Consider the following 20,718-nt stretch of genomic DNA (forward strand, 5'->3'; position numbering starts at 1 on the left):
CCCCTTCCAGGGCCTCTCACCGGTGCGCCGCTACTGTAGACACATGAGCACCGGACCCGAGCGCGTCTACATCGCGAGGCTGGCCGGCACCACCGTCTTCGACCCTCTGGGCGACGCCGTGGGCCGCGTCCGCGACGTCGTGCTGCTGGTGCGCCGCAGCGGCGGCGCCCCCACCGCCGTCGGCCTGGTGGTGGAGGTCCCCGGTCGTCGCCGTGTCTTCATGCCGCTCACGCGCGTCACCTCCATCTCCCCCGGCCAGGTCATCTGCACCGGCGTCATCAACCTGCGCCGCTTCAAGGCGCGTCAGGGTGAGACCCTCGCCGTGGCGGAGATGTTCGAGCGCAGCGTGAAGCTGAAGTCGGACAAGAGCACCGCGTACATCGAGGACATGGCCATCGAGCCGGACCGCACCCGCACCTGGCACGTCTCCAAGCTCTTCGTGCGTCGCGCCGAACGACGCAAGGGCGTCCTCGGCTTCTCGCGTCGAGGCGAGGCGCTCGTGGTCGACACGGACCAGGTCACCGGCCTGTCCACCCGCGACAAGAACCAGGGCGCGGCCCTCGTCATCGAGTCCTTCGAGGACCACAAGCCAGCCGACCTCGCCGCCGCGCTGCTGGAGATGTCGCCCTCACGGTCCGCCGAGATCGCCGCCGCGCTCGACGATGAGCGCCTGGCCGACGTGCTCGAGGAGATGCCCGAGGAGGACCAGATCGTCCTGCTCTCCACCCTGCGCTCGGAACGCGCCGCCGACGTGCTCGAGGCCATGGACCCCGACGACGCCGCCGACCTGCTGGGCGACCTCCCCGAGAAGCAGGCAGCCGCCCTGCTCGAGCTCATGGAGCCCGAGGACGCCAAGCACGTGGAGCAGCTGCTCGGCTACGAGGACGACACTGCCGGCGGCCTGATGACCACCGAGCCCGTCATCGTGGGCCCCGAGACGTCCGTCGCGAGCTGCCTCGCGATGGTCCGGAAGCAGGAGCTGCCTCCTGCGCTCGCCTCCATGGTGTTCGTGGTGCGACCGCCGCTCGAGACCCCCACCGGCCGGTACGTCGGCCTTGTCCACCTGCAACGCCTGCTGCGCGAGCCGCCTCACGAGGCGATCGGCACGTTCGTGGACCCTGCTATCGCTCCGCTGCACCCCGACGCCCGCCTGCCCGAGGTCGCGCGTCGCATGGCGGCGTACGACATCCTCGCGCTGCCGGTCGTGGGTGACGACCATCGCCTGGTGGGAGCCGTCTCCATCGACGACGTGCTCGACCACCTGCTGCCCAGCGACTGGCGCGAGCACATCGACGAGGACTCCGGGCCGGAGCAGGAGGTGCTCCATGGCTGAGCGCCGACTCGACCGTCCGAAGGCCGAGGACCGCGGCCTCTTCCGCCGTCGGTCGCGCCCTTCCTCGAGCCCCGACAGGGCTGGACAGATCTCCGAGGCGATCGCCCGGTTCCTGGGCACGCCGCAGTTCATCTTCTACCTGACGCTGTTCTGCATCGTGTGGATCGCGTGGAACGTCTCGGGACCGGCGAACCTCCAGTTCGACAAGGCGGCGAACGGCTTCACCGCGCTCACGCTGATGCTCTCGCTCCAGGCCTCCTACGCCGCGCCCCTGATCCTGCTCGCGCAGAACCGCCAGGCGGACCGCGACCGCGTGGCCGCCGAGCAGGACCGCCAGCGCGCGGAGCGCTCGCTCGCCGACACGGAGTACCTGGCCCGCGAGGTCGCGGCGCTCCGGCAGGCCATCAACGAGACCGCCACCCGCGACTTCGTCCGCTCGGAGCTGAGGGCGCTCCTCGAGGAGCTCCGCGAGGAGGACAAGGACCACGAGGAGCCGGACGAGCCCAAGGAGTCCAAGCGCGGCCGCAGCCGCTGACAGGGGCGCGCGTCAGCGCGAGCCGAGCAACCGCGAGAGCCGCTGCTCCAGCCGGCACTCGCCCAGGCCGCGTCCGGCCAGGTACGACACCACCACTCCCACCACGATCGAGGCGACCGCACGCCTGGGCTGGTCTCTCACGTACTCCCCCACGATGTCGCCCACGCCCGCCAGGTTCGCGTGCGCCATCACCTCGGGCAACCAGGGACCCGGCTGCGCGGCAAGCACACCGATGTGCATTCCCAGCACGGCGAGCGCCATCGACACCACCGCGATGACAGTGGCGGCCACTCCGGCACGGTGGCAACGGGTGGTCACCTGCGTGGCCATCGAGGCACCCGCCGCGAGGCCCAGCGCCACGACGATCGTGCGCTCCTGATGACCGGTCAGGAAGGCGACGCCTGACGCGGCCACCGCCAACGGGACCGTGATCGCAAGCCCCAGCATGGACCCGCGGAGCACCGCCCGCGCATGGCGGGCCTCGTGGTCGGAGGACTCCCGCGCGGAGTCACGGACGGGCGCGATGGACGCTCCACCCTTGAGGGTCCCGGAGCGTGCCATCGACTCTGACGGCACGGCGTGTGTCATGAACTCACCAGCTCGGGGGGACTGAAGGGAAGGTCACGGAATGATCACGACGTTAGCCATCGACACCCCTGGGGGCAAGCGATTGAATCGTTTTCTCTGATTCGCACAAACGCGGCCGCCACCCGGTGCCGCGCCCCGCACGAGCGGGGTCCGGCGGGTCGTGGAACGCCTACGATGGACCCCATGCCTCTTCTCACCGAGCTCGAGTCCGCACTCGCCGGCGTGATCGACCCCGAGATCCGCCGGCCCATCACGGAGATCGGCATGGTCCGGTCCGTCCAGGTGGAGGACGACGGCCTCGCCGTCATCGGCATCGACCTCACCACCCAGGGCTGTCCGATGCGCGAGCGCATCACGGGGGACGTGGACAAGGCGGCGCGCACGGTCGCCGGCGTCACCGACGTGCGCATCGAACTGGGCGTCATGTCCGACGAACAGCGCCAGAACCTCCGCTCGCAGCTTCGCGGCGGCAAGCCCGAGCCGGTGATCCCGTTCACCCAGCCGGGCAACCTCACCCGCATCTACGCGATCGCGTCCGGCAAGGGCGGAGTCGGCAAGTCCACGGTCACCGCGAACCTCGCGGCCGCGATGGCCGCCGACGGGCTCAAGGTCGGCGTGCTCGATGCCGACATCTTCGGCTTCTCCATCCCCGGCATGCTGGGGGTCGAGGGGCAGCCGACGCGTCTGGACGACATGCTGCTGCCGCCCATCGCCCACGAGGTCAAGGCCGTGTCCATCGGCATGTTCGTGCCCGAGGGCCAGCCGGTCGTGTGGCGTGGCCCCATGCTCCACCGTGCGATCGAGCAGTTCCTGGCAGACGTGTTCTGGGGCGACCTCGACGTGCTGCTCCTGGACCTCCCGCCCGGGACCGGCGACATCGCGATCTCAGTCGCGCAGCTCCTGCCGCACGCGGAGCTGGTCGTCGTCACCACCCCTCAGGCAGCCGCTTCCGGCGTGGCCGAGCGCGCGGGGTCGATCGCGACGCAGACCTCCCAGTCCGTGGTCGGGGTCATCGAGAACATGGCCTGGCTGGACCAGGCCGACGGGACGCGCCTGCACCTCTTCGGCGAAGGCGGCGGCACGCGCGTCGCGGACCGGCTGTCGTCGACGCTCGGCACATCGGTGCCTCTGCTCGGACAGATCCCCCTGGACATCGCGGCGCGCGAGGCGGGCGACGGGGGAACGCCTGTGGTGCTCTCAGACCCGGACTCCCCCGCGGCCGCCGCGCTGCGGGACGTCGCGCGTCGACTCGCGAGCCGTCAGCGCGGGCTCGCCGGGCGATCGCTGGGCGTCACGCCCGTCAAGCGGTAAACCTCGCCTTCCAGCCGTCGCGTTCTCACGATCGCGGCGTGACGGCGGGCGGCCGTCAATAGCCTGCGGGACGCGAGGGGCGCGGCTCCTCAGGGTTCCTGGGCCCCCAGCCGGCGACGATCGCGGCGACAAGGCCGCACAGCAGCACACCTGTCGACACGACCGGGACCGCGAGCGCGGCGAGCACGGCCTTGTCGAAGCCGATGCTCATGCCCTTGCCCGCGATCTGCTGCAGCAGGCCCGACCCCGCCGAGTCGACCGCGCCTGTCACCAGCATCAGGTGCACTCCGAGCGCCGTCGCGACGAACGCGGACGCCTGCGCACCGAGTCCTCGATCAGGGCTGAGGAACCTCACCGTCGCCGCGACGGCGGCTGTCACCAGCAGGCCCAACAGGACGTAGGCGAGCAGCTGCGGATCGCTCGGGACGAGCACCGAGAGCAGGAGCCCGACCGCGACCGCGACCACCAGGCCGGCGGCGAGCGCCCCCATCCGGTTGCGTCGCAAGCGGTCGAGCAGCGACCTTGGCGCGGCTGCCGGCACGGTCGGCGTCTCCGCGGTCTCGGCCCCGTCAGGGCCGGGGGTCTCGGAGGCTGAGGCGGGCTCTTCTGACATCGTGGTCCCTTCTCACGAGAGGTGCGTTGCCATCGTCTCACGCCCACGGCGAACCGGCCCCGATCCTGGCACAATGGCGGGATGAGCGCCGTCGTCGACCCGGGCCCTACGTGGGTCGAGGCGTGGACGCCTGCAGAGGGCGCGTCCCGGGCGTCGGCCCTGCTGCGAGGGGCCTTCGGCGTGGACGCGACCTGCACGTGGCGCGCGCCCGGCAGGGTGACCGTGATCGGCGAGCACACCGACTACTCCGAGGGTCTCGCGCTTCCCACCGTCACCCCGCATGCCGTCTATGCGGCGGCGCGGCCCCGCGAGGATCGGGTGGTGCGAGTGGTGTCCGATCAAGGAGCCTTCCTCGACGGACCCGGCGCGACGTGGGAGGGGACGCTCGACACGGACCCGCAGGACGTGGAGGGCTGGCCGCGGTACGTGATCGGCCTGCTGTGGGCCATGCAGGAACGCGGGTACGACGGGTGCGGCATGGACATCGCCCTCGCCTCGTGCCTGCCTCCTCGGGCGGGGCTGGCCTCGTCCGCGGCGGTCCTCGCGGCGACCGGCCTCGTCGCCGACGACCTGTGGCGACTGGCGCTGGACGGCGATGCGGGCCGGGCCGAGATCGCCGACGCGTGCCTGGACGCCGAGAACCTGGCGGTCGGCACCCTGTGTGGAGCACTGGACCCGCACACGATCCTGCGGTGCGGCCCTGACGACGCGCTGCTGCTGGACTTCGCGGAGCATCCCACCTCCGCGGTGCCGTATCCCATGTACTTCCGCGACTACGGGCTGGGCCTGCTCGTGATCGACACAGGCGTGCCCCGCGGCGACGTGCAGCAGCTCTTCCGCACCCGTCGCTCCGAGTGCGCCGCCGCCGCGGAGTCGCTCGGCGCGCGCACGCTGCGCGAGGTGGCGGACACCCCGCTCGCGGCCCGCCGGGTCGAAGGCATCGCGGATCCTGTGCTGCGGCGGCGGGCACGCCACGTGACCGCAGAGATCGAACGCGTGCGACTTGTCGTGGGCGAGCTCAGCGGCACAGGCCCCGCCCACGAGCGCTTCGTGACCATCGGCAAGGCGATCTACCGTTCGCACGCATCCCTCGAGCTCGACTACGAGGCATCTGACCCGACGCTCGACCTGGCGGTCGACGCCGCGTTCCGCGCGGGCGCCTTGGGAGCTCGGGTGAGCGGAGCCGGCTACGGCGGCGCAGTCGTCGCGCTCGTGCGCAAGACCCAGGCTCGCCTCGCGGCGCTGCATATCGCGCACGGCTTCACCGACGCGGGTCGTGACGAGCCCCGCTTCCTCTGGGTCTAGCGGACGGCGGTCCTCCGCACCTGGCGCCCGATCCGCGCGAATCGAGAGAAGAACGCGGAGCGAGGAACGCGGAGCGACAAGCGCTGAGCGACAAGCGCTGAGCGAGAAGCGCTGAGCGCGCGGGTGCGCCGCTACAGCGAGTAGTCGACCACCAGGGGCGCGTGGTCCGTCCACCGTGCATCCCACGACGCCTGCCGGTCCACCCGCACGGACGACGCCGCCGCCGCGAGCGCCGGCGTGGCGAACTGGTAGTCGATGCGCCAGCCCGAGTCGTTGTCGAAGGCCTGACCGCGCATGGACCACCACGTGTAAGGGCCGGGCTTGGGGCCTTCGAGGGTGCGGTGCACGTCCACCCAGCCGGAATCGACCCAGCGGTCCAGGTACGCCTTTTCCTCCGGCAGGAAGCCTGCGGACTTGAGGTTGCCCTTCCAGTTCTTGATGTCGTTCTCCGTGTGGGCGATGTTGATGTCGCCCATCACGACCACGCGCTCGTGCTCCCCGAGGAGCACCGCGAGCCGCGCCGTCATGGCGTCGAGCATTGCGTACTTCTGGTCCATCTTGGGCGTGCCCGCCTCACCCGAGTGCATGTAGACCGACACGACCCGCACAGGACCCGACGGAGACTGCGCGGTGCCCTCGATCCATCGACCGGTGTGCACGGGCTCGTCCATGCCCTCTCCCAGCACCTCGGCGCCGGTCACGACGTCGGCGAGCGGGTCTCGGCTGAGGATCGCGACGCCCGCACGGCCCTTGATCAGGCACGCGTCCTCGACCACGTGCCAGGCGTCACCGACCAGGCCCGCGGTGGTCTCCAGCGGCGCCCGCACCTCCTGCATGCACACCACGTCGCAGCCGGACGGATCCAGCCAGTCGTGCATGCCCTTGCGGGCGGCGGCGCGGACTCCGTTGACGTTGACCGAGGCGATTCTCATGCCCACGAGGCTACCTTCCGCGACCGACATGTCAGCCGATCGCGCGCTGGCAGGACATGAGGGTTGAGAATCGCTCAGATCCGACCGTCATGTCCTGCCAGGAGGCAGGCGGGCGTCCTGCCAGGAAGCGCACAGCCTCCGGAGGGAGGCTAGAGCGCGCGCTCCGCGGCCTCCACCACGTTGGACAGCAGCATGGCGCGCGTCATCGGCCCGACGCCACCCGGGTTGGGCGAGAACCACGACGCCTTGGCCACCGCGTCGGCCGAGATGTCGCCTGCGACGCGACTCCTGCCCGTCTCCGGGTCGGTGACGCGGCTGACGCCGACGTCCACGAGCACCACGCCGTCCTTGACCATGTCCCCTGAGACGATGCCGGGCACTCCCGCCGCGGCGATGATCACGTCGGCCCGACGCGTGTGGTCGGCCAGGTCACGGGTACCGGTGTGGCACAGCGTCACCGTCGCGTTCACCGCCTTGCGGGTGAGCAGCAGGCCGATCGAGCGGCCGACCGTCGTGCCGCGACCGATGACCACGACCTCCTTGCCGCGCAGCTCCACGCCATGACGCGCGAGCAGCTCGATGATGCCCTTGGGCGTGCACGGCAGCGACGACGTGACGTCCTCCGCGACGCGCAGCACCAGCCGGCCGAGGTTGGTCGGGTGCAGCCCGTCGGCATCCTTGTCCGGGTCGATGCGCTCGAGCATCGCGTTGGTGTCCACGCCCTTGGGCAGCGGAAGCTGCACGATGAAGCCGGTGCAGGCGGGGTCGGAGTTGAGCCGGTCGATCGCGGCCTCGATCTCCGCCTGGCTGGCATCGCCGGGGAGGTCCTCCCGGATCGACGCGATGCCCACCTCGGCGCAGTCCGCGTGCTTGCCGTTGACATACCAGGTGGAACCCGGGTCGTCACCGACCAGCAACGTGCCGAGCCCCGGGGTGACGCCGCGCTCCGCGAGCGCGGCGACCCTCACGGTGAGCTCCGACTTGATCGCGGCCGCGGTGGCCTTGCCGTCGAGCCGTCGCGGGGCGGCGTGCTGCGGCTCCTGAGCCTCCGCCGCCATTACTGCTGCAGGCCCTCGTAGAGCGGGAAGTCGGCCGCGAGCTTCGCCACGCGTGCGCGCAGCGCCTCGACGTCGGCGCCGCCCTTGAGCGCGGTGGCGATGACCTCGGCGACCTCGGTGAACTCCTCGGCGCCGAAGCCGCGGCTCGCGAGCGCCGGGGTGCCGATGCGCAGACCGGAGGTGACCATCGGCGGGCGGGGGTCGTTCGGGACGGCGTTGCGGTTCACGGTGATGCCGACCGAATGCAGCAGGTCCTCGGCCTCCTGGCCGTTCATCGGCGAGTTGCGGAGGTCGACGAGCACCAGGTGCACGTCGGTTCCACCGGAGACGACGTTGACGCCCGCCTCGATCGCGTCCGGGGCGACGAGCCGCTCGGCGAGGATGCGTGCGCCCTCGAGCACGCGCTCGTTGCGCTCACGGAACTCCGCACCGGCGGCTGCCTTGAGGGCCACCGCCTTCGCGGCGACGACGTGCATGAGCGGGCCACCCTGCTGGCCGGGGAACACCGCGGAGTTGAGCTTCTTGCCGTACGCCTCGATGTCGCGCGACAGGATCATGCCGGAACGGGGGCCGCCGATCGTCTTGTGGATGGTCGTGGAGACCACGTCCGAGTGCGGCACGGGGCTGGGGTGCAGGCCCGAGGCGACGAGGCCGGCGAAGTGCGCCATGTCCGTCCACAGCTTGGCGCCCACCTCGTCGGCGATGGCACGGAACGCCGCGAAGTCCAGGTGGCGGGGGTACGCGGACCAGCCGGCGATGATCACGTCGGGGCGGTCGGCGAGCGCCTGCTCACGGACCTTGTCCATGTCCACCAGGTGCGTCGTGTCGTCCACGCCGTACGCGGAGACCTCGTACAGCTTGCCGGAGAAGTTGAGCTTCATGCCGTGCGTGAGGTGGCCGCCGTGGGCGAGGCTGAGGCCCATGATGCGGTCGCCGGGCTTGGCGAGGGCGTGTAGCACGGCCGCGTTGGCGGTCGCACCCGAGTGGGGTTGGACGTTCGCGTACTCGGCGCCGAACAGCGACTTGGCACGCTCGATCGCGATTGTCTCCGCGACGTCGACCTCCTCGCAGCCGCCGTAGTAGCGCTTGCCCGGGTAGCCCTCGGCGTACTTGTTCGTCAGCACGGAGCCCTGCGCCTGGAGCACGGAGCGCGGCACGAAGTTCTCCGACGCGATCATCTCGAGGTAGGTCTGCTGACGGGCGAGCTCGCGGTCGAGGACCTGGGCGATCTCGGGGTCGAAGTCCTGCAGCGTGGCGTTCATGACCGCTGCGGTGGCGCTGGAATCGGTGCTCATGGCTTTCCTCTCTGGTGGCGGCACTGCGTCTGTAAGACGGCGCTGCGTCTGTAAGACAGCACAGGGCCGCCGGTTGTCCGGTGACCTTGGCCCAGGCGTACGACCAAAGAATCTCAAGAAAGGTGCCGCTCCCTCGTGGTAGCCCACTGCGCCAGTCGCGACGTGCGTCAGTCTAGCAACGGCAGACGGCGTCGTCACTGTCGCATCGATGCCGCCGACGCGTGCGCGCGGGCTCGGCCCGGCGAGGGACGACGATCAGTCGATCGCCGCGTCGTCCACGATCGCGCCCGACTCCAGGATCTTGCGCAGGTAGGCGTAGGTGAGGTCGCCCGAGACCTGGTCGAACTGGTGCTCGTAACCCGCCTTGTTGTACAGCGCGATGTTGTGCTTGGAGTTCTGGCCGGTGAACGCCCACACCTCGGACGTGTCCTCGGGCAGGTAGCCCAGGACCGCGAAGACGAGCTGGACGCCGATGCCGCGCCCTTGCATGTCCGGCGCCACGGCCAGGCGACCGATCGTCGCCTTGGTGCCCTCGATCCCCACGCGGATCGTGCCGACCAGACGGGGCCCGATCCACGCGCCCAAGGTCACCGTGTGACCGGACTCCATGTCCTCGATGAGCTCCTCGAGCGTCTGCGTGAGCGCAGGGATGTGCGCGTCGTTGTACAGCTGCGCCTCCACCACGAATGCCGCGCGCCGAAGGGTGAGCACCTCGCCGGCGTGCCCTGCGTCGACCTGGTCGATCCTGACCTCTGCATCCTCGCTCATGCTCCTATGGTGACAGGTCATACGGCTGCGCGACCACCCCTGGAGTCCCGGTCCGTGACCGGTGTGGCCGTTCACTACTCTGGGGGCATGACGGACGCCGCCACGACTCGCCGCTACGTGCTCAGCCTCTCCTGCCCCGACCGCCCTGGCATCGTCCACGCCGTGTCTGGCACGCTCGCCGAGCACGGTGGCAACATCACCGAGTCGCAGCAGTTCGGCGACGCCGACACGGGGCTGTTCTTCATGCGCGTCGAGTTCGAGGTGCCTGCCGAGCAGGACACGCTGGAGGGCGCGTTCGGCGCCCTGGGCGAGCGGTTCGCGATGACGTGGCGCCTCGACGTGGCCGGTCGACGCATGCGCACCGTCGTCATGGTGTCCAAGGCCGCGCACTGCGTGAACGACCTGCTGGTCCGCGAACGTGCAAGCACGCTGCCGGTGGACATCGTCGCGGTCGTGGGCAACCACCCGACGCTGCGGTCGCTCGCCGAGTTCTACGGCAAGCCGTTCCACCACATCCCCGTGACCGCCGACACCAAGGCGACAGCGGAGGCGAAGGTGCTGGACCTGGTCGACGAGCTCGACGCCGAGCTCGTGGTGCTCGCGCGCTACATGCAGATCCTCTCCCCCGAGATGTGCGGCGCGCTCAAGGGCCGCGCGATCAACATCCACCACTCGTTCCTGCCCAGCTTCAAGGGCGCACGCCCGTACTTCCAGGCGCACGACCGGGGCGTCAAGCTGATCGGCGCCACCGCGCACTACGTCACCGCCGACCTGGACGAGGGCCCGATCATCGAGCAGGACATCGAGCGCGTGGATCACTCGTACACCCCCGAGTCGCTCACGGCCACGGGGGCCGACGTGGAGCGCCGCGCGCTCGCCCGCGCAGTGCGCTGGCACGCCGAGCACCGAGTGCTGCTGGACGGCCACCGCACGATCGTCTTCAAGTAGCCCTCAGCGAGCGCACGACCGCTGGCCGTGCGACGTCCCTCTCCACGAGCGCCCGACGCTGCGAACCAATCTCAGGTGCGGCGCGCCGGCGTGTCCTCGCGCGGTGCGGCGTGTCGCCGGGGTGTCGAGGTGCAGATTGGTTCAAAGTGTCTGCGCCGCGAGGCAACCGGACTGTGCGTCAGGCAACCGGACGATGCGGGAGCCACCTGGGCCGGTCGGATCAGGCCGGGGCTCTCCAGCCGCAGGCCTGCAGAGCCTTCAGAGGCGTGATCGTCGCCGCCTCGAGGGCCTCATCGCGGGCGACGCCCGCCGCCGCGCAGACGTCGAGCGCGCGTGACAGCACGAGGGTCGAGCCGGCCAACGTGTCGGTGCCCGTGAGCACCGCCCTGCCACCGGCGACGGTCACCTCGAGTTCCCCGAGCATGTAGGTGCCTTCGGTCGAAGCCGCGGCAGCCATCGCATCGGTCATCAGCACCACCCGACCCGGAGCGGCGCGGAACAGGAGCGCCAGCGATTCGGGCGCGACGTGGAACCCGTCCGCGATCACCTCGATGAACGCACGGTCGTCGGCGAGCGCGGCACCGAGCGGACCTGGAGCACGTCCCGCGATCGGCGGCATCGCATTGAACGCGTGCGTGACCAGGCGTGCACCGGCATCGAACGCCGCACGCGCCTGCGCCGCCGTGCACTCCGTGTGCCCCACCGCGACCACCACGCCTGCCTCCGCGAAGCGCTCGATCGCCTCCAGCGCGCCGGGCAGCTCAGGCGCGATCGTGATCTGACGGATCGTGCCGTCGGCCGCGTCGAGCAGACGGGACACGGCGTCCGGCGTCGGGTGGATCAGCGCGTGGGGAGGATGCGCGCCCTTGCGGGAGGGCGCCAGGAACGGCCCCTCCAGGTGAATGCCGAGCAGAGCGGGCTCGAGCGCCATCGCCTCACGGACCACCCCGATCTTCGCGGCCATCGCGGCCGGCGGCTCCGTCACGAGCGACGCGACCATCAACGTCGTCCCCGTGGCCCGGTGCGCGGCCAGGGCGGCCAACGTGCCGTCGACCGTGTCACCGAAGGCGTGCCCGCCCCCGCCGTGGCTGTGGATGTCGACCAGCTGCATGGTGGATCCTCCTGCTACAGACCCTGCCACGTCGGCTTGTGGTCGTACGCCCACCGGTAGTAGTCCATGTTGCGCAGGCGCGAGGCCGCGGCGTCGTCCACCACGACCGTGACGTGCGGGTGCAGCTGGATCGCGGAGCCGGGCATGGACGACGACACGGGGCCCTCGACCGACGCGGCGAGCGCCTCGGCCTTTCCCTCGCCGAACGCGAGCAGCACCAGGTGACGCGCGCGCAGGATCGTGCCAAGCCCCTGGGTGACGCAGTGGATGGGCACCTGGTCCAGCGAGTCGAAGAAACGGGCGTTGTCGATCCGGGTCTGCTCGGTCAGCGTCTTCACGCGTGTGAGCGACCCGAACGACGACCCCGGCTCGTTGAAGCCGATGTGCCCGGTGGTGCCGATGCCGAGGATCTGCAGGTCCACGCCTCCTGACGCGGCCAGCAGCGCCTCGTAGCGCTCCCCCGCCGTCTCGATGCCGGCGAGCGCGCCGTCGGGCACATGCACGCGCGAAGGGTCCGCACCCACGCGGTCCTGGAACTCGTGCGTGATCACCGAACGGTAGCTCTCGGGATGCTCCACAGGCAGGCCGACGTACTCGTCGAGCGCATACGCGCTCACGTGGGAGAAGTCGACGCCCGCGGCAGCCTTCGCCGCCAGCGCTTCGTACACGGGCAGCGGCGTGGAGCCCGTCGCCACACCGAGCACGGTCTCAGGGTTCGCGGACACCAGCCCCGCGATGTGGTCGGCGACGATCGCGCCGGCCTCGTTCCTGTCCTTCGCGAGGACGATCTCAGCCACGTCCGGCTCCTCTCATGGCCGCGCCGATGGCTGCGACCGGGGTCTCAGGGTCGAGCACGCTCATGCGTGCGGTGAGGTCCACGGAGGCGAGGAAGCGGCTGTTCCGCTCCCAGCCTCGGATGACGCGTCGCGTGCCGTCGAGCAGAGGCTCGCCCATGCGGGTCAGGCCGCCACCCAGGAGCACCTCCTCCACATCCAGGGTCAGCACGAGCAGCCGCACCGCGGTGGCCACCCCGAAGAACAGGCCCTCACGGATCCGAGCCGAGCCGGCATCCGTGTCCGCTGCGGCAAGGACCTGCACCGCAGGGGCACCTCCCGATTGGAGGGCGACTCCGCTGCCGGAGGCGTAGGTCTCGAGACCGCCGGGAAGGCTGTCGGGTCCCAGCGGACCGTGCGGATCGACGGAGATGTGGCCAATCTCGCCGGCAGCACCGCGCGCGCCGCGCCACACCTTTCCGTCGAGGATCAGGCCTGCAGCAAGCCCCGTGCCGAGGTTGAGGAACGCGATGGATCGCGCCTCGCCGCCCGCGGCCACCCAGGCGCCGACGGCACCCGCGTTCACGTCGTTGTCGACCACAGGACGCACACCCCAGGCCTCTGCCAGGGACGATGCAAGGTCGAGGCGAGTGATCCCAAGGTTCTGCGCATGGCTGACCACCCCATCCAGGACCGACCCGGGGATTCCCACGCCCACGGACGCCGCGTCGCCGGGCGAGATCCCGGCCGCGTCGCACACCGTCGCGGCGGCGAGCACCGCCTGGGTGACGACCTCGCCATTGCCCTTGCCCGACGGGACCACGTGCCGGTGCAGCACCACGCCGTCCGGAGAGACGAGCACGGCGTCGGTCTTGGTGCCGCCGATGTCGATGCCGAGGTGCATCAGCGACCCCCCACCAGCTCGAGCAGCGCAGCGCCGACCACCCTGGACGCACCGAACGTGCAGACGTCGGCCGCTCCGGCGGACGCATCGGGCCACCCCATGTCCACGACCACGGTGCGATGCGAGGCGCGCATGGCCTCGATCGCTGCGAGCGCGAAGGCGTGACGATGGTTGTCCTTGCCCACGACCACGACGAGCGAGCCATCGGGCACCGCTGAGACCGCCACGGCTGGGTCGTCCTCCGGGCCGACGGTGGCCGTCGGCGTCGCACCGACGGCGAACGGGCCCCACGGGCTCTCGCCCACGGCGATGTTCGCGGCGGGCTCGAGGCGCACCCACGCGACACGGGCCGCAGCCGTGAACGCGGCGGACGCCTCGGCAGAGACGTCGAAGGCGTCGACGAGTCTGCGCGGGCTGAGCCCGGGCACCTCGCCCCAGGCGAGACCGTCAGGGAGCGCGCCGTCGCGTCGACCCGCGAGCGCGGCGCCCAGCCGCTCCACGCGCGCGCACGCGGCCCCGAGATCCGCCGCGTCGAGTGCGCCTGAGGCGACGGCCGCGTCGATCGCCTCGGCGATCTGCCCGACCTGCTCGTCGGTGTTGCGGGTGCCGAGGCAGAGCAGGTCGCAGCCGCCGTCGAGCGCGCGGACGGCCGCCGCAGGGATGCCGATCCGCCCGCTCGCGCCCTTCATGTCGAGCGCGTCGGACACGACCACCCCGTCGAAGCCGAGCTCGTCACGCAGCAGACCCCTCAGCACCGGACGCGAGAACGTCGCAGCATCGGCGGCATCCAGCGCAGGCACCAGGATGTGCGACGACATCACCGTCTCCGTGCCGGCCTCGATCGCGGCGCTGAACGGAGGCAGGTCGCGCGCCCGCACGGTCGCCGCGTCGGCGGAGACCGTCGGCAGCGCCACATGCGAGTCCTGCGCCGTGTCGCCATGCCCCGGGAAGTGCTTGGCGCACGCGGCCACGCCGGTGCCCTGCACGCCCCGCGTCCACGCCGCCGCGTGCCTGCCCGCCAGCTCCGGGTCCGCCCCGAAGCTGCGGACCCCGATCACCGGGTTGAGCGGGTTCGCGTTGACGTCCACGTCCGGCGCGAGCGTGAGGTCCACCCCCGCCGCGCGCAGCTCCCAGCCCACCTGGGCCGCCACGCGCTCCGTGAGCGACGCGTCGTCCAGGCGACCGAGCACAGCGTTCCCAGGGAACGGCGAGCCCTCCGCCTGGTAGAGACGCGAGACGTCGCCGCCTTCCTCGTCGATCGCGATGATCGCGTGAGGGTTCGCCGCGTGGATCGCGTCGGTGAGCTCGCGCAGCTGGGAGCGGGAGGCGACGTTGGTGCCGAACAGGCACACGCCTCCCAGACCTTCACGGAGGCGCCGCTCGAGCCACTCGGGCAGCGTGGTGCCCTCGAAGCCCGGCATGAGCACGGTGAGAGCCGTCATCCCTTGACCGCTCCGCCCACCAGGCCCTGCGTCATGCGCCCCTGCACGATCACGAAGAAGACGATCACGGGGATCGCGACGAGCGTGGAGCCGGCCATGACCTGACCCCACTCGATCATGCCCAGGCTGGACGGCTGCGCGAAGTTCCGCAGCCACAGCGGCAGGGTCTGGCTCGAGTCGGAGGTGAGCAGGATCGAGGCGAGCGCGAACTCGTTCCACACCTGGAGGAACGCGAAGACGCCCGACGCCACCAGACCGGGAGCGAGCAGCGGGAACGTGATCCGCATGAAGGCTCCGAAGCGGCTGAGGCCGTCCATCATGCCGGCCTCCTCGAGGTCCGCGGGCACCCCGGCCACGAAGCCGCGCAGCATCCACATGGTGAACGGCACCACCATCGCCACGTAGATGATGGAGACGCCCGCGATCGTGTTGAGCAGGCCCAGGCCGGAGATCATCTTGTACTGCGCGATGAACATCGCCTCGGCAGGAAGCATCTGCACCAGGATGATCGCGAGCACCAGGGCCTTGCGGCCGCGGAAGCGGAACCGGGAGATCGCCAGCGCGCCCAGGAACGCGACGATGAGGCTGATGACCAGCGCCACACCCGTCACCACCAGCGACATGCCGAGCGCGGCGACGAAGTCGTCAGCGCCGAGGACCGCCTTGAAGTTGGTCCACGAGCCGCCGAACGGAAGGAACGTGGGAGTCAGGCTGGAGATCGTGACGGCCGACTGGAACGAGCTGTTGATCATCCAGTACACGGGGAACACCCACAGCAGTGCGAGCACGAGCGCGAGCGCTGCGCCCAGGTAGCGGGTCAGGGGTCGGGTGCGTGTCACTGCTGGTCCTCCTTGAGGAGCTCGCGCACGTAGAACCAGCTGAGCGCGATGGTGAAGATCATGACGATCATGGCCGCGGCGGCCGCCACGCCGAAGTGGCCTTGGCCGACGCCGAGGCCGTAGATGTACGTGCCGAGCAGGTCGTACCGCTCACCCCTCGCGCCGAAGCCCTGAAGGAGGGAGATCTGCGCGTAGACGCGCAGGTCCCAGATCATCTGCAGCAGCAGGAGGATCACGAGCACGGGTCGCAGGATCGGGAGGATGATGCGCCGGAGCATCTGGAGGCCGCCCGCGCCGTCGAGCTGGGCCGCCTCGACGACCTCCTCGGAGACCTGGGTGAGACCTGCGTACACGGACAGCGCCACGAACGGCACGGACGCCCACGTGATGATGAGCGACGCGACGGCGAAGAAGCTGAGGGGCTCGACGAGCCAGTTGTGGCCGACCATGTCGACGCCGGGGATGAGCGACAGCACGTAGTTGAGGACGCCGTTGCGGTCGTCGATCAGCCAGTTCCAGACGGTCATCTGCGCGACGATCGGCATGGCCCATGCGAGCAGCAGCGCGACCTGCAGGGCGATGCGCGACCATCCGGGGATGGACTTCATGAGGATGGCGAGGGCGATGCCGACGACCATGGTGACGACGGCGGTGACGGCCATGAAGACCACGGAACGGACCAGCACGGTCCAGAATCCCGAGTCGCTGAGCAGCGTGATGTAGTTCTGCAGGCCGATGAACGTGGGGTCCTGGCCGAACTGCTGGGCGAGCCCGTACTCGCGGAACGAGTTCCACACCTGCCAGGACAGCGGGTAGGCCATACCTGCGAGCAGCACGAGCACGGCGGGGAGGCCGAGAAGATAGGGGAGCACCTTCGCGCGGCGGGGCCGGCGGCTCGCGGGCTGCGGCGCCGGGGCCTCGAGGCCGGGTGCGGCGCCTGCGGGATCCGCCACGGGCGCGGGAGTGGTCATGGTCACGAGAGCCTCTCGGGAGTGGTTCCCTCGGGTGGTCCGGCACGCATGGGGGCATGCGTGCCGGACCACCCTGCGGGAGGTAGGTGCTAGCCGTTGATCAGGGCGTCGATCTTCGTGTCGTACTCGGCGGCGAGCGAGGCGACGTCGCCGCCCTCGGCGACTGCCTGGAAGTACTGCTCCATGAGCGACGCCTCCTCGACGGCGGCCCAGCCCGGCGCGGCCGGGGTGAGCTTGGCGCTCTGCGCGGCCTCGAGAGCGATGTCACCCATCGCGGCCACCGACGCGTACTGGTCCGCGTAGTCGAGGTTGGCCGGGCCGAGCCCGTTCTCCGCGAGCATCGTCTGGTACGCCTCGGAGAAGATGATGCGCATCAGGGTCTTCGCACCCTCGGGGTGGGTGGTCGTGGCGGAGATGCCGATGTTGGAGCCACCGGCGAACACCGGGGCGATGCCGCCGTCGACGCCGGGCAGCGCGTACGCGCCGAACTTGTCGTCGTTCCAGGTGGCGACGGTGTCACCGGCGTCGTTCTGGCTCAGGTCGCCGAGCGACCAGTAGGCCCAGTTCGGTGCGAGGGTGGACGCGGCCGGGGTGCCCGACAGGAAGCCGTCGTTGATGGCCTGGTAGGCGGTCGAGTCGTTGTCCGTCGACGAGGCGACGGAGGAGGTCTGGAAGAGCTCCTGCCACATCTCCATGCCCTTGACGGCCTCCGGCGACTCGAGGGTGGCGGTCCAGGTGGAGCCGTCGTAGGTGGCGATGTCGCCGCCGTTGGCGAAGATCCACGAGATGCCCGAGCGCCAGTCCTGGCCCGCGGTGTAGGAGCCGCCGACGCCGGCCGCCTTCATCGCGGCGTTGACCTGCGTGTACTCCTCGAGGGTGGTGGGCACGGACACGCCCGCTGCGGCGTACAGGTCCTTGCGGTAGAAGACCATGCGCGAACCGAAGTAGTACGGCAGGGCGTAGACCTTGTCGCCCACGGAGCCCGCCTCGACGAAGCCCTGGAGCAGCGAGTCGCCGCCCAGCTCGTCGTACATGTCGGTGAGGTCCATGAACGCGCCGACGTTGGTGAACGTGGCGGCCTGCGTGTTGCCGATCTCCGCGACGTCAGGGGTGTTCGCGGAGTCTGGCAGCGCGGTGGTGAGCGACGAGATCAGGTCGCTCCAGCCGATCTGCTCGACGGTGAGCGTGCCGCCGTTCTCCTCGTTGTAGGTGGTCTTGAGGTAGTCGATCAGAGTGTCGGGGGTGTCGGTCCCCGCCAGCCACAGCGTGATGTCCTCAGCCTGGGCGGCTCCAGTGGCCGACGTCGACGCCGAGGCGTCCGCGTCGCCGGAGGACGAGCATCCCGCGAGGGCCAGGGCCCCGGCGGCCACGAACGCGGCCGCGGAGAGCGTGGTCTTCTTCATTGCCTGTTCCTTCTCTTCGGTGTCGTTCCGTAGCCGTGGCGGCTACGACCCGTGGGCTTCGGAGGTCATGAGACCCCCAGCTGGTCCGTGAGGACCATGACGGCCGCGCCGAGGACGACGATGTCGCGCCCCAGCCCGGTCATCCGCACCGACAGGTGGCCGTGGACACTGGCCATCGTCCGGTTGCGGAGCGTCTGCACGGCGCTGTCCAGCAGCGGTCCGTCCAGCACATCGAGGGGGCCGCTCAGGACGACCTCCCCCAAGTCGAGCGCGCCGACGACGGGCGCGACGGCGATGCCGAGCCGCTCGCCGGCCTCCACGAGGAGCGCCTCGCGTGCGGCGGCGTCGGGAGCGGCGTCGAGCCTCTCGGTGAGGCGCGGGATCGCGAGCCACGTCTCGAGGCAGCCGTCCTTGCCGCACGCGCAGCGCTCGCCACCGTCGGTGCCGACGACGACGTGACCGATCTCGCCTGCAGCCGAGGAGGAGCCTTGGACCAGCGCCCCGCCGAGCACGAGACCCGCGCCGACACCGCGGCCGATGCGGATCAGCATCATGTCCTCGTCTGCCCCACCGAAGGTCCGTTCTGCGAGCGCCGCGGTGTTCGCGTCGTTCGCGACCAGCACGGGCAGACCGGTGCGATCGGCGAGCAGCGTCTGAAGCGGCACGTCGTACCAGCCGAGGTTCGGTGCGCGCAGCACTGTGCCGTCGACGGAGACGATGCCGGGAGAGCCGACGCCCACCCCGAGCACGCGAGCCTGCGCCGCCTCGACGAGCCGGTCGAGCACGGTGGCGGTCGCCTCGAGCGCGGCGTCTCCCGTGAGGCCCGCGACGTCGAGCTCCTCGCGGTGGAGCACGGTGCCGTCCAGGTCGGTGACGATGCCGCGGAACACGGCGTCCTTGGAGAGGTCGAGCGCGAGCACCGCGAACCCGGCGCGGTTGATGTCGAGCAGCGTGGCGGGCTTGCCGGGGCGGGAGTCGGCGCGGATCCCGAGCTCGACGACGAGGTCCTCGGCGATCAGGTCCGCGACCAGATCGGAGATCGTGACGCGGGTGAGGCCCACCTCACGGGCCAGGTCCGCACGGCTCAGCCCCTCCGCCCGGTACAGCGCTTGGAGCACGAGGGCGCGGTTGTGCCGACGCGCGTGCTCCGGGCGCACCCGGTGGCCCGGGCGGACGGTGGAGGCGAGCGCGGTGCGACGGGCGGTCCGGGTGGCGGCGACCGATGCGGACCGCCTGGTGCCGGCGGCGGAGCCGTCGGCGACCTGGCGGGCCGTGCGCACGCCCGAGACGGTCGCTGGGCCGCTCGTGGGTTCCCCCGAGGGGGTGATGTCCGCCGTGGTCATGTTTGTTAGTAAAGGTTACTAACGAATGACGCGCAAGACCTCGGTCCCAGATTTGATCGAACCGTTATCGTTCCGTGACCGGTCACGACGACGACCGTGACCAGGCCCGGCGCGCCCTGGCAGTGCACCAGGGTCGGATCCGTGGGGCGGGACCAGCGCTCATGCACTGCCAGCGCGCCGGGGCTCAGCGTGTGGTCAGATCGTGACCGCCGGAAGCAGGCCCAGCTCCTTCACCGCGTCCCGCTCCTCGACGAGCTCCGCCACCGACGCGTCGATGCCGGCACGCGTGTAGTCGTCGAGCTCCAGGCCCTGAACGATCTCCCAGCGGCCGCCCTCCGAGGAGGCGGGGAACGAGGACACGAGGCCCTCGGGCACGTCGTACGACCCGTCCGACGGCATGGCCACCGAGGTCCAGTCGTCCTTCGGAGTGCCCAGCACCCAGTCGTGAACGTGCGAGATCGCCGCGTTCGCCGCAGAGGCCGCCGACGACGCACCGCGGGCGTCGATGATCGCCGCGCCCCGCTTCGCCACCGTGGGAACGAACTCGCCCTTCACCCAGGCATCGTCCCCCACGACCTCGGCCGCCGGACGCCCACCCACCAGAGCGTGCGTGATGTCCGGGTGCTGCTTCGCGGAGTGGTTGCCCCAGATGGTGACCCGCGAGATCTCGCTCACCGGCGCGCCCGTCCTCAGCGCGAGCTGCGCGAGGGCCCGGTTGTGGTCCAGGCGCATCATCGCGTTGAAGCGGTCCGCAGGCACGTCGGGCGCGTGTGCCGACGCGATCAGCGCGTTCGTGTTCGCCGGGTTGCCGACCACGAGGATGCGCACGTCGTCCGCCGCCCCCGCGTTGATCGCCTCGCCCTGAGGGCCGAAGATGCCACCGTTCGCCGCCAGCAGGTCGCCGCGCTCCATGCCGGCGCCTCGCGGGCGTGCACCGACGAGCAGGCCGACGTTCACGCCGTCGAACGCCTGCGTCGCGTCGTCGTAGATGTCGATGCCCGCCAGCAACGGGAACGCGCAGTCCTCGAGCTCCATGGCGGTGCCCTCGGCTGCCTTGACTCCCTGCGGGATCTCGAGCATCTTCAGCCTGACCCGCACGTCGGGCCCGAGCATCTGCCCGGACGCGATGCGGAACAGCAGCGCATATCCGATCTGACCGGCGGCGCCGGTGACGGTGACGTTGATGGGGACGGTGCTCACGGCTCTGTGACTCCTTGGGGACTGGAACTGCAGGGGGCTGATGCAG

20 protein-coding genes and 1 riboswitch are annotated in these 20,718 nt (G+C 70.7%); of the genes, 5 read left to right on the top strand and 15 right to left on the bottom strand.

The window, feature by feature from the left end; all coding sequences use genetic code 11:
• Positions 1-43 precede the first annotated feature (43 nt).
• Both RN607_RS11265 and RN607_RS11270 read left to right on the top strand, forming a co-directional pair.
• Complete coding sequence (locus RN607_RS11265; RefSeq protein WP_313542674.1) at positions 44-1,333, top strand: magnesium transporter MgtE N-terminal domain-containing protein; 1,290 nt, start codon at positions 44-46, stop codon at positions 1,331-1,333.
• Complete coding sequence (locus RN607_RS11270) at positions 1,326-1,868, top strand: DUF1003 domain-containing protein (RefSeq protein ID WP_313542675.1); 543 nt, start codon at positions 1,326-1,328, stop codon at positions 1,866-1,868. Before RN607_RS11265 ends, RN607_RS11270 begins: the two co-directional genes overlap by 8 nt.
• Before the next feature lie 12 nt (positions 1,869-1,880).
• Here RN607_RS11270 and RN607_RS11275 read toward each other — a convergent pair whose 3' ends face one another.
• Complete coding sequence (locus tag RN607_RS11275) at positions 1,881-2,456, bottom strand: hypothetical protein (RefSeq protein ID WP_313542676.1); 576 nt, start codon at positions 2,454-2,456, stop codon at positions 1,881-1,883.
• A gap of 174 nt (positions 2,457-2,630) precedes the next feature.
• Between RN607_RS11275 and RN607_RS11280 the strand changes: the two genes are divergently transcribed.
• Positions 2,631-3,767, top strand: coding sequence for an Mrp/NBP35 family ATP-binding protein (locus tag RN607_RS11280; RefSeq protein WP_376784166.1), 1,137 nt, complete (start codon positions 2,631-2,633; stop codon positions 3,765-3,767).
• A gap of 55 nt (positions 3,768-3,822) precedes the next feature.
• Here the strand turns inward: RN607_RS11280 and RN607_RS11285 are convergent, their stop codons facing one another.
• Entirely contained in the window at positions 3,823-4,380 is a 558-nt protein-coding gene (locus RN607_RS11285) for a hypothetical protein (protein ID WP_313497252.1), read from the bottom strand.
• A gap of 81 nt (positions 4,381-4,461) precedes the next feature.
• Between RN607_RS11285 and RN607_RS11290 the strand changes: the two genes are divergently transcribed.
• Positions 4,462-5,685 carry a galactokinase gene (locus RN607_RS11290; RefSeq protein ID WP_313542679.1) on the top strand — a complete coding sequence of 408 codons (1,224 nt, stop codon included), beginning with the start codon at positions 4,462-4,464 and terminating at the stop codon, positions 5,683-5,685.
• 131 nt (positions 5,686-5,816) lie between these two features.
• Here RN607_RS11290 and RN607_RS11295 read toward each other — a convergent pair whose 3' ends face one another.
• The 4 genes from RN607_RS11295 to RN607_RS11310 form a co-directional block, all read right to left on the bottom strand.
• Positions 5,817-6,617, bottom strand: a complete 801-nt coding sequence (locus RN607_RS11295) for an exodeoxyribonuclease III (protein WP_313497256.1) — start codon at positions 6,615-6,617, stop codon at positions 5,817-5,819.
• 149 nt (positions 6,618-6,766) lie between these two features.
• Positions 6,767-7,675 carry a bifunctional methylenetetrahydrofolate dehydrogenase/methenyltetrahydrofolate cyclohydrolase gene (locus tag RN607_RS11300; protein WP_313542682.1) on the bottom strand — a complete coding sequence of 303 codons (909 nt, stop codon included), beginning with the start codon at positions 7,673-7,675 and terminating at the stop codon, positions 6,767-6,769.
• Positions 7,675-8,970: a serine hydroxymethyltransferase gene (glyA, locus tag RN607_RS11305; protein ID WP_313497260.1), complete on the bottom strand. Its 1,296-nt coding sequence runs from the start codon at positions 8,968-8,970 to the stop codon at positions 7,675-7,677. Before glyA ends, RN607_RS11300 begins: the two co-directional genes overlap by 1 nt.
• An 82-nt stretch (positions 8,971-9,052) precedes the next feature.
• A riboswitch (ZMP/ZTP riboswitch) is annotated at positions 9,053-9,139 on the bottom strand.
• Between the two features lie 86 nt (positions 9,140-9,225).
• Entirely contained in the window at positions 9,226-9,738 is a 513-nt protein-coding gene (locus RN607_RS11310) for a GNAT family N-acetyltransferase (RefSeq protein ID WP_313542684.1), read from the bottom strand.
• Between the two features lie 87 nt (positions 9,739-9,825).
• Between RN607_RS11310 and purU the strand changes: the two genes are divergently transcribed.
• Positions 9,826-10,686, top strand: coding sequence for a formyltetrahydrofolate deformylase (purU, locus tag RN607_RS11315; protein WP_313542686.1), 861 nt, complete (start codon positions 9,826-9,828; stop codon positions 10,684-10,686).
• 220 nt (positions 10,687-10,906) lie between these two features.
• On the opposite strand, the gene RN607_RS11320 is transcribed toward purU, so the two are convergent.
• From RN607_RS11320 to RN607_RS11360, 9 genes are all read right to left on the bottom strand, one after another.
• Positions 10,907-11,797 (bottom strand): N-acetylglucosamine-6-phosphate deacetylase, encoded by an 891-nt coding sequence (locus tag RN607_RS11320; RefSeq protein WP_313542688.1) that lies wholly within the window; start codon positions 11,795-11,797, stop codon positions 10,907-10,909.
• Positions 11,798-11,811: 14 nt separating this feature from the next.
• Positions 11,812-12,594, bottom strand: coding sequence for a glucosamine-6-phosphate deaminase (gene nagB / locus RN607_RS11325; RefSeq protein ID WP_313542690.1), 783 nt, complete (start codon positions 12,592-12,594; stop codon positions 11,812-11,814).
• The gene (locus RN607_RS11330; RefSeq protein ID WP_313497270.1) at positions 12,587-13,474 is read right to left on the bottom strand and encodes an ROK family protein; all 888 of its coding nucleotides are present in this window, start codon (positions 13,472-13,474) and stop codon (positions 12,587-12,589) included. Before RN607_RS11330 ends, nagB begins: the two co-directional genes overlap by 8 nt.
• A complete protein-coding gene (nagZ, locus tag RN607_RS11335) occupies positions 13,474-14,916 on the bottom strand; it encodes a beta-N-acetylhexosaminidase (protein ID WP_313542692.1) in 1,443 nt (480 codons plus the stop codon). Before nagZ ends, RN607_RS11330 begins: the two co-directional genes overlap by 1 nt.
• On the bottom strand, positions 14,913-15,755 hold the full coding sequence (locus RN607_RS11340; protein ID WP_313542694.1) for a carbohydrate ABC transporter permease: 843 nt from the start codon (positions 15,753-15,755) through the stop codon (positions 14,913-14,915). Before RN607_RS11340 ends, nagZ begins: the two co-directional genes overlap by 4 nt.
• The gene (locus tag RN607_RS11345) at positions 15,752-16,726 is read right to left on the bottom strand and encodes a carbohydrate ABC transporter permease (protein ID WP_313542696.1); all 975 of its coding nucleotides are present in this window, start codon (positions 16,724-16,726) and stop codon (positions 15,752-15,754) included. Before RN607_RS11345 ends, RN607_RS11340 begins: the two co-directional genes overlap by 4 nt.
• Positions 16,727-16,815: 89 nt before the next feature.
• Positions 16,816-18,129: an extracellular solute-binding protein gene (locus tag RN607_RS11350; RefSeq protein ID WP_313497276.1), complete on the bottom strand. Its 1,314-nt coding sequence runs from the start codon at positions 18,127-18,129 to the stop codon at positions 16,816-16,818.
• A 65-nt stretch (positions 18,130-18,194) separates the two neighbouring features.
• Positions 18,195-19,472: an ROK family transcriptional regulator gene (locus tag RN607_RS11355; RefSeq protein WP_313542697.1), complete on the bottom strand. Its 1,278-nt coding sequence runs from the start codon at positions 19,470-19,472 to the stop codon at positions 18,195-18,197.
• Between the two features lie 195 nt (positions 19,473-19,667).
• Positions 19,668-20,672: a malate dehydrogenase gene (locus RN607_RS11360; RefSeq protein ID WP_313542699.1), complete on the bottom strand. Its 1,005-nt coding sequence runs from the start codon at positions 20,670-20,672 to the stop codon at positions 19,668-19,670.
• Positions 20,673-20,718: the final 46 nt, after the last annotated feature.

This window comes from Demequina capsici, from assembly GCF_032102965.1.
GTDB lineage: Bacteria > Actinomycetota > Actinomycetes > Actinomycetales > Demequinaceae > Demequina > Demequina capsici.

Excerpts from the sequence above, each read along its gene's own strand:
- RN607_RS11265 (WP_313542674.1), top strand. The coding sequence starts at position 44 with ATGAGCACCGGACCCGAGCGCGTCTACATCGCGAGGCTGGCCGGCACC.
- RN607_RS11270 (WP_313542675.1), top strand. The coding sequence starts at position 1,326 with ATGGCTGAGCGCCGACTCGACCGTCCGAAGGCCGAGGACCGCGGCCTC.
- RN607_RS11275 (WP_313542676.1), bottom strand. The coding sequence starts at position 2,456 with ATGACACACGCCGTGCCGTCAGAGTCGATGGCACGCTCCGGGACCCTC.
- RN607_RS11280 (WP_376784166.1), top strand. The coding sequence starts at position 2,631 with ATGGACCCCATGCCTCTTCTCACCGAGCTCGAGTCCGCACTCGCCGGC.
- RN607_RS11285 (WP_313497252.1), bottom strand. The coding sequence starts at position 4,380 with ATGTCAGAAGAGCCCGCCTCAGCCTCCGAGACCCCCGGCCCTGACGGG.
- RN607_RS11290 (WP_313542679.1), top strand. The coding sequence starts at position 4,462 with ATGAGCGCCGTCGTCGACCCGGGCCCTACGTGGGTCGAGGCGTGGACG.
- RN607_RS11295 (WP_313497256.1), bottom strand. The coding sequence starts at position 6,617 with ATGAGAATCGCCTCGGTCAACGTCAACGGAGTCCGCGCCGCCGCCCGC.
- RN607_RS11300 (WP_313542682.1), bottom strand. The coding sequence starts at position 7,675 with ATGGCGGCGGAGGCTCAGGAGCCGCAGCACGCCGCCCCGCGACGGCTC.
- glyA (WP_313497260.1), bottom strand. The coding sequence starts at position 8,970 with ATGAGCACCGATTCCAGCGCCACCGCAGCGGTCATGAACGCCACGCTG.
- RN607_RS11310 (WP_313542684.1), bottom strand. The coding sequence starts at position 9,738 with ATGAGCGAGGATGCAGAGGTCAGGATCGACCAGGTCGACGCAGGGCAC.
- purU (WP_313542686.1), top strand. The coding sequence starts at position 9,826 with ATGACGGACGCCGCCACGACTCGCCGCTACGTGCTCAGCCTCTCCTGC.
- RN607_RS11320 (WP_313542688.1), bottom strand. The coding sequence starts at position 11,797 with ATGCAGCTGGTCGACATCCACAGCCACGGCGGGGGCGGGCACGCCTTC.
- RN607_RS11330 (WP_313497270.1), bottom strand. The coding sequence starts at position 13,474 with ATGCACCTCGGCATCGACATCGGCGGCACCAAGACCGACGCCGTGCTC.
- nagZ (WP_313542692.1), bottom strand. The coding sequence starts at position 14,916 with ATGACGGCTCTCACCGTGCTCATGCCGGGCTTCGAGGGCACCACGCTG.
- RN607_RS11345 (WP_313542696.1), bottom strand. The coding sequence starts at position 16,726 with ATGACCACTCCCGCGCCCGTGGCGGATCCCGCAGGCGCCGCACCCGGC.
- RN607_RS11350 (WP_313497276.1), bottom strand. The coding sequence starts at position 18,129 with ATGAAGAAGACCACGCTCTCCGCGGCCGCGTTCGTGGCCGCCGGGGCC.
- RN607_RS11355 (WP_313542697.1), bottom strand. The coding sequence starts at position 19,472 with ATGACCACGGCGGACATCACCCCCTCGGGGGAACCCACGAGCGGCCCA.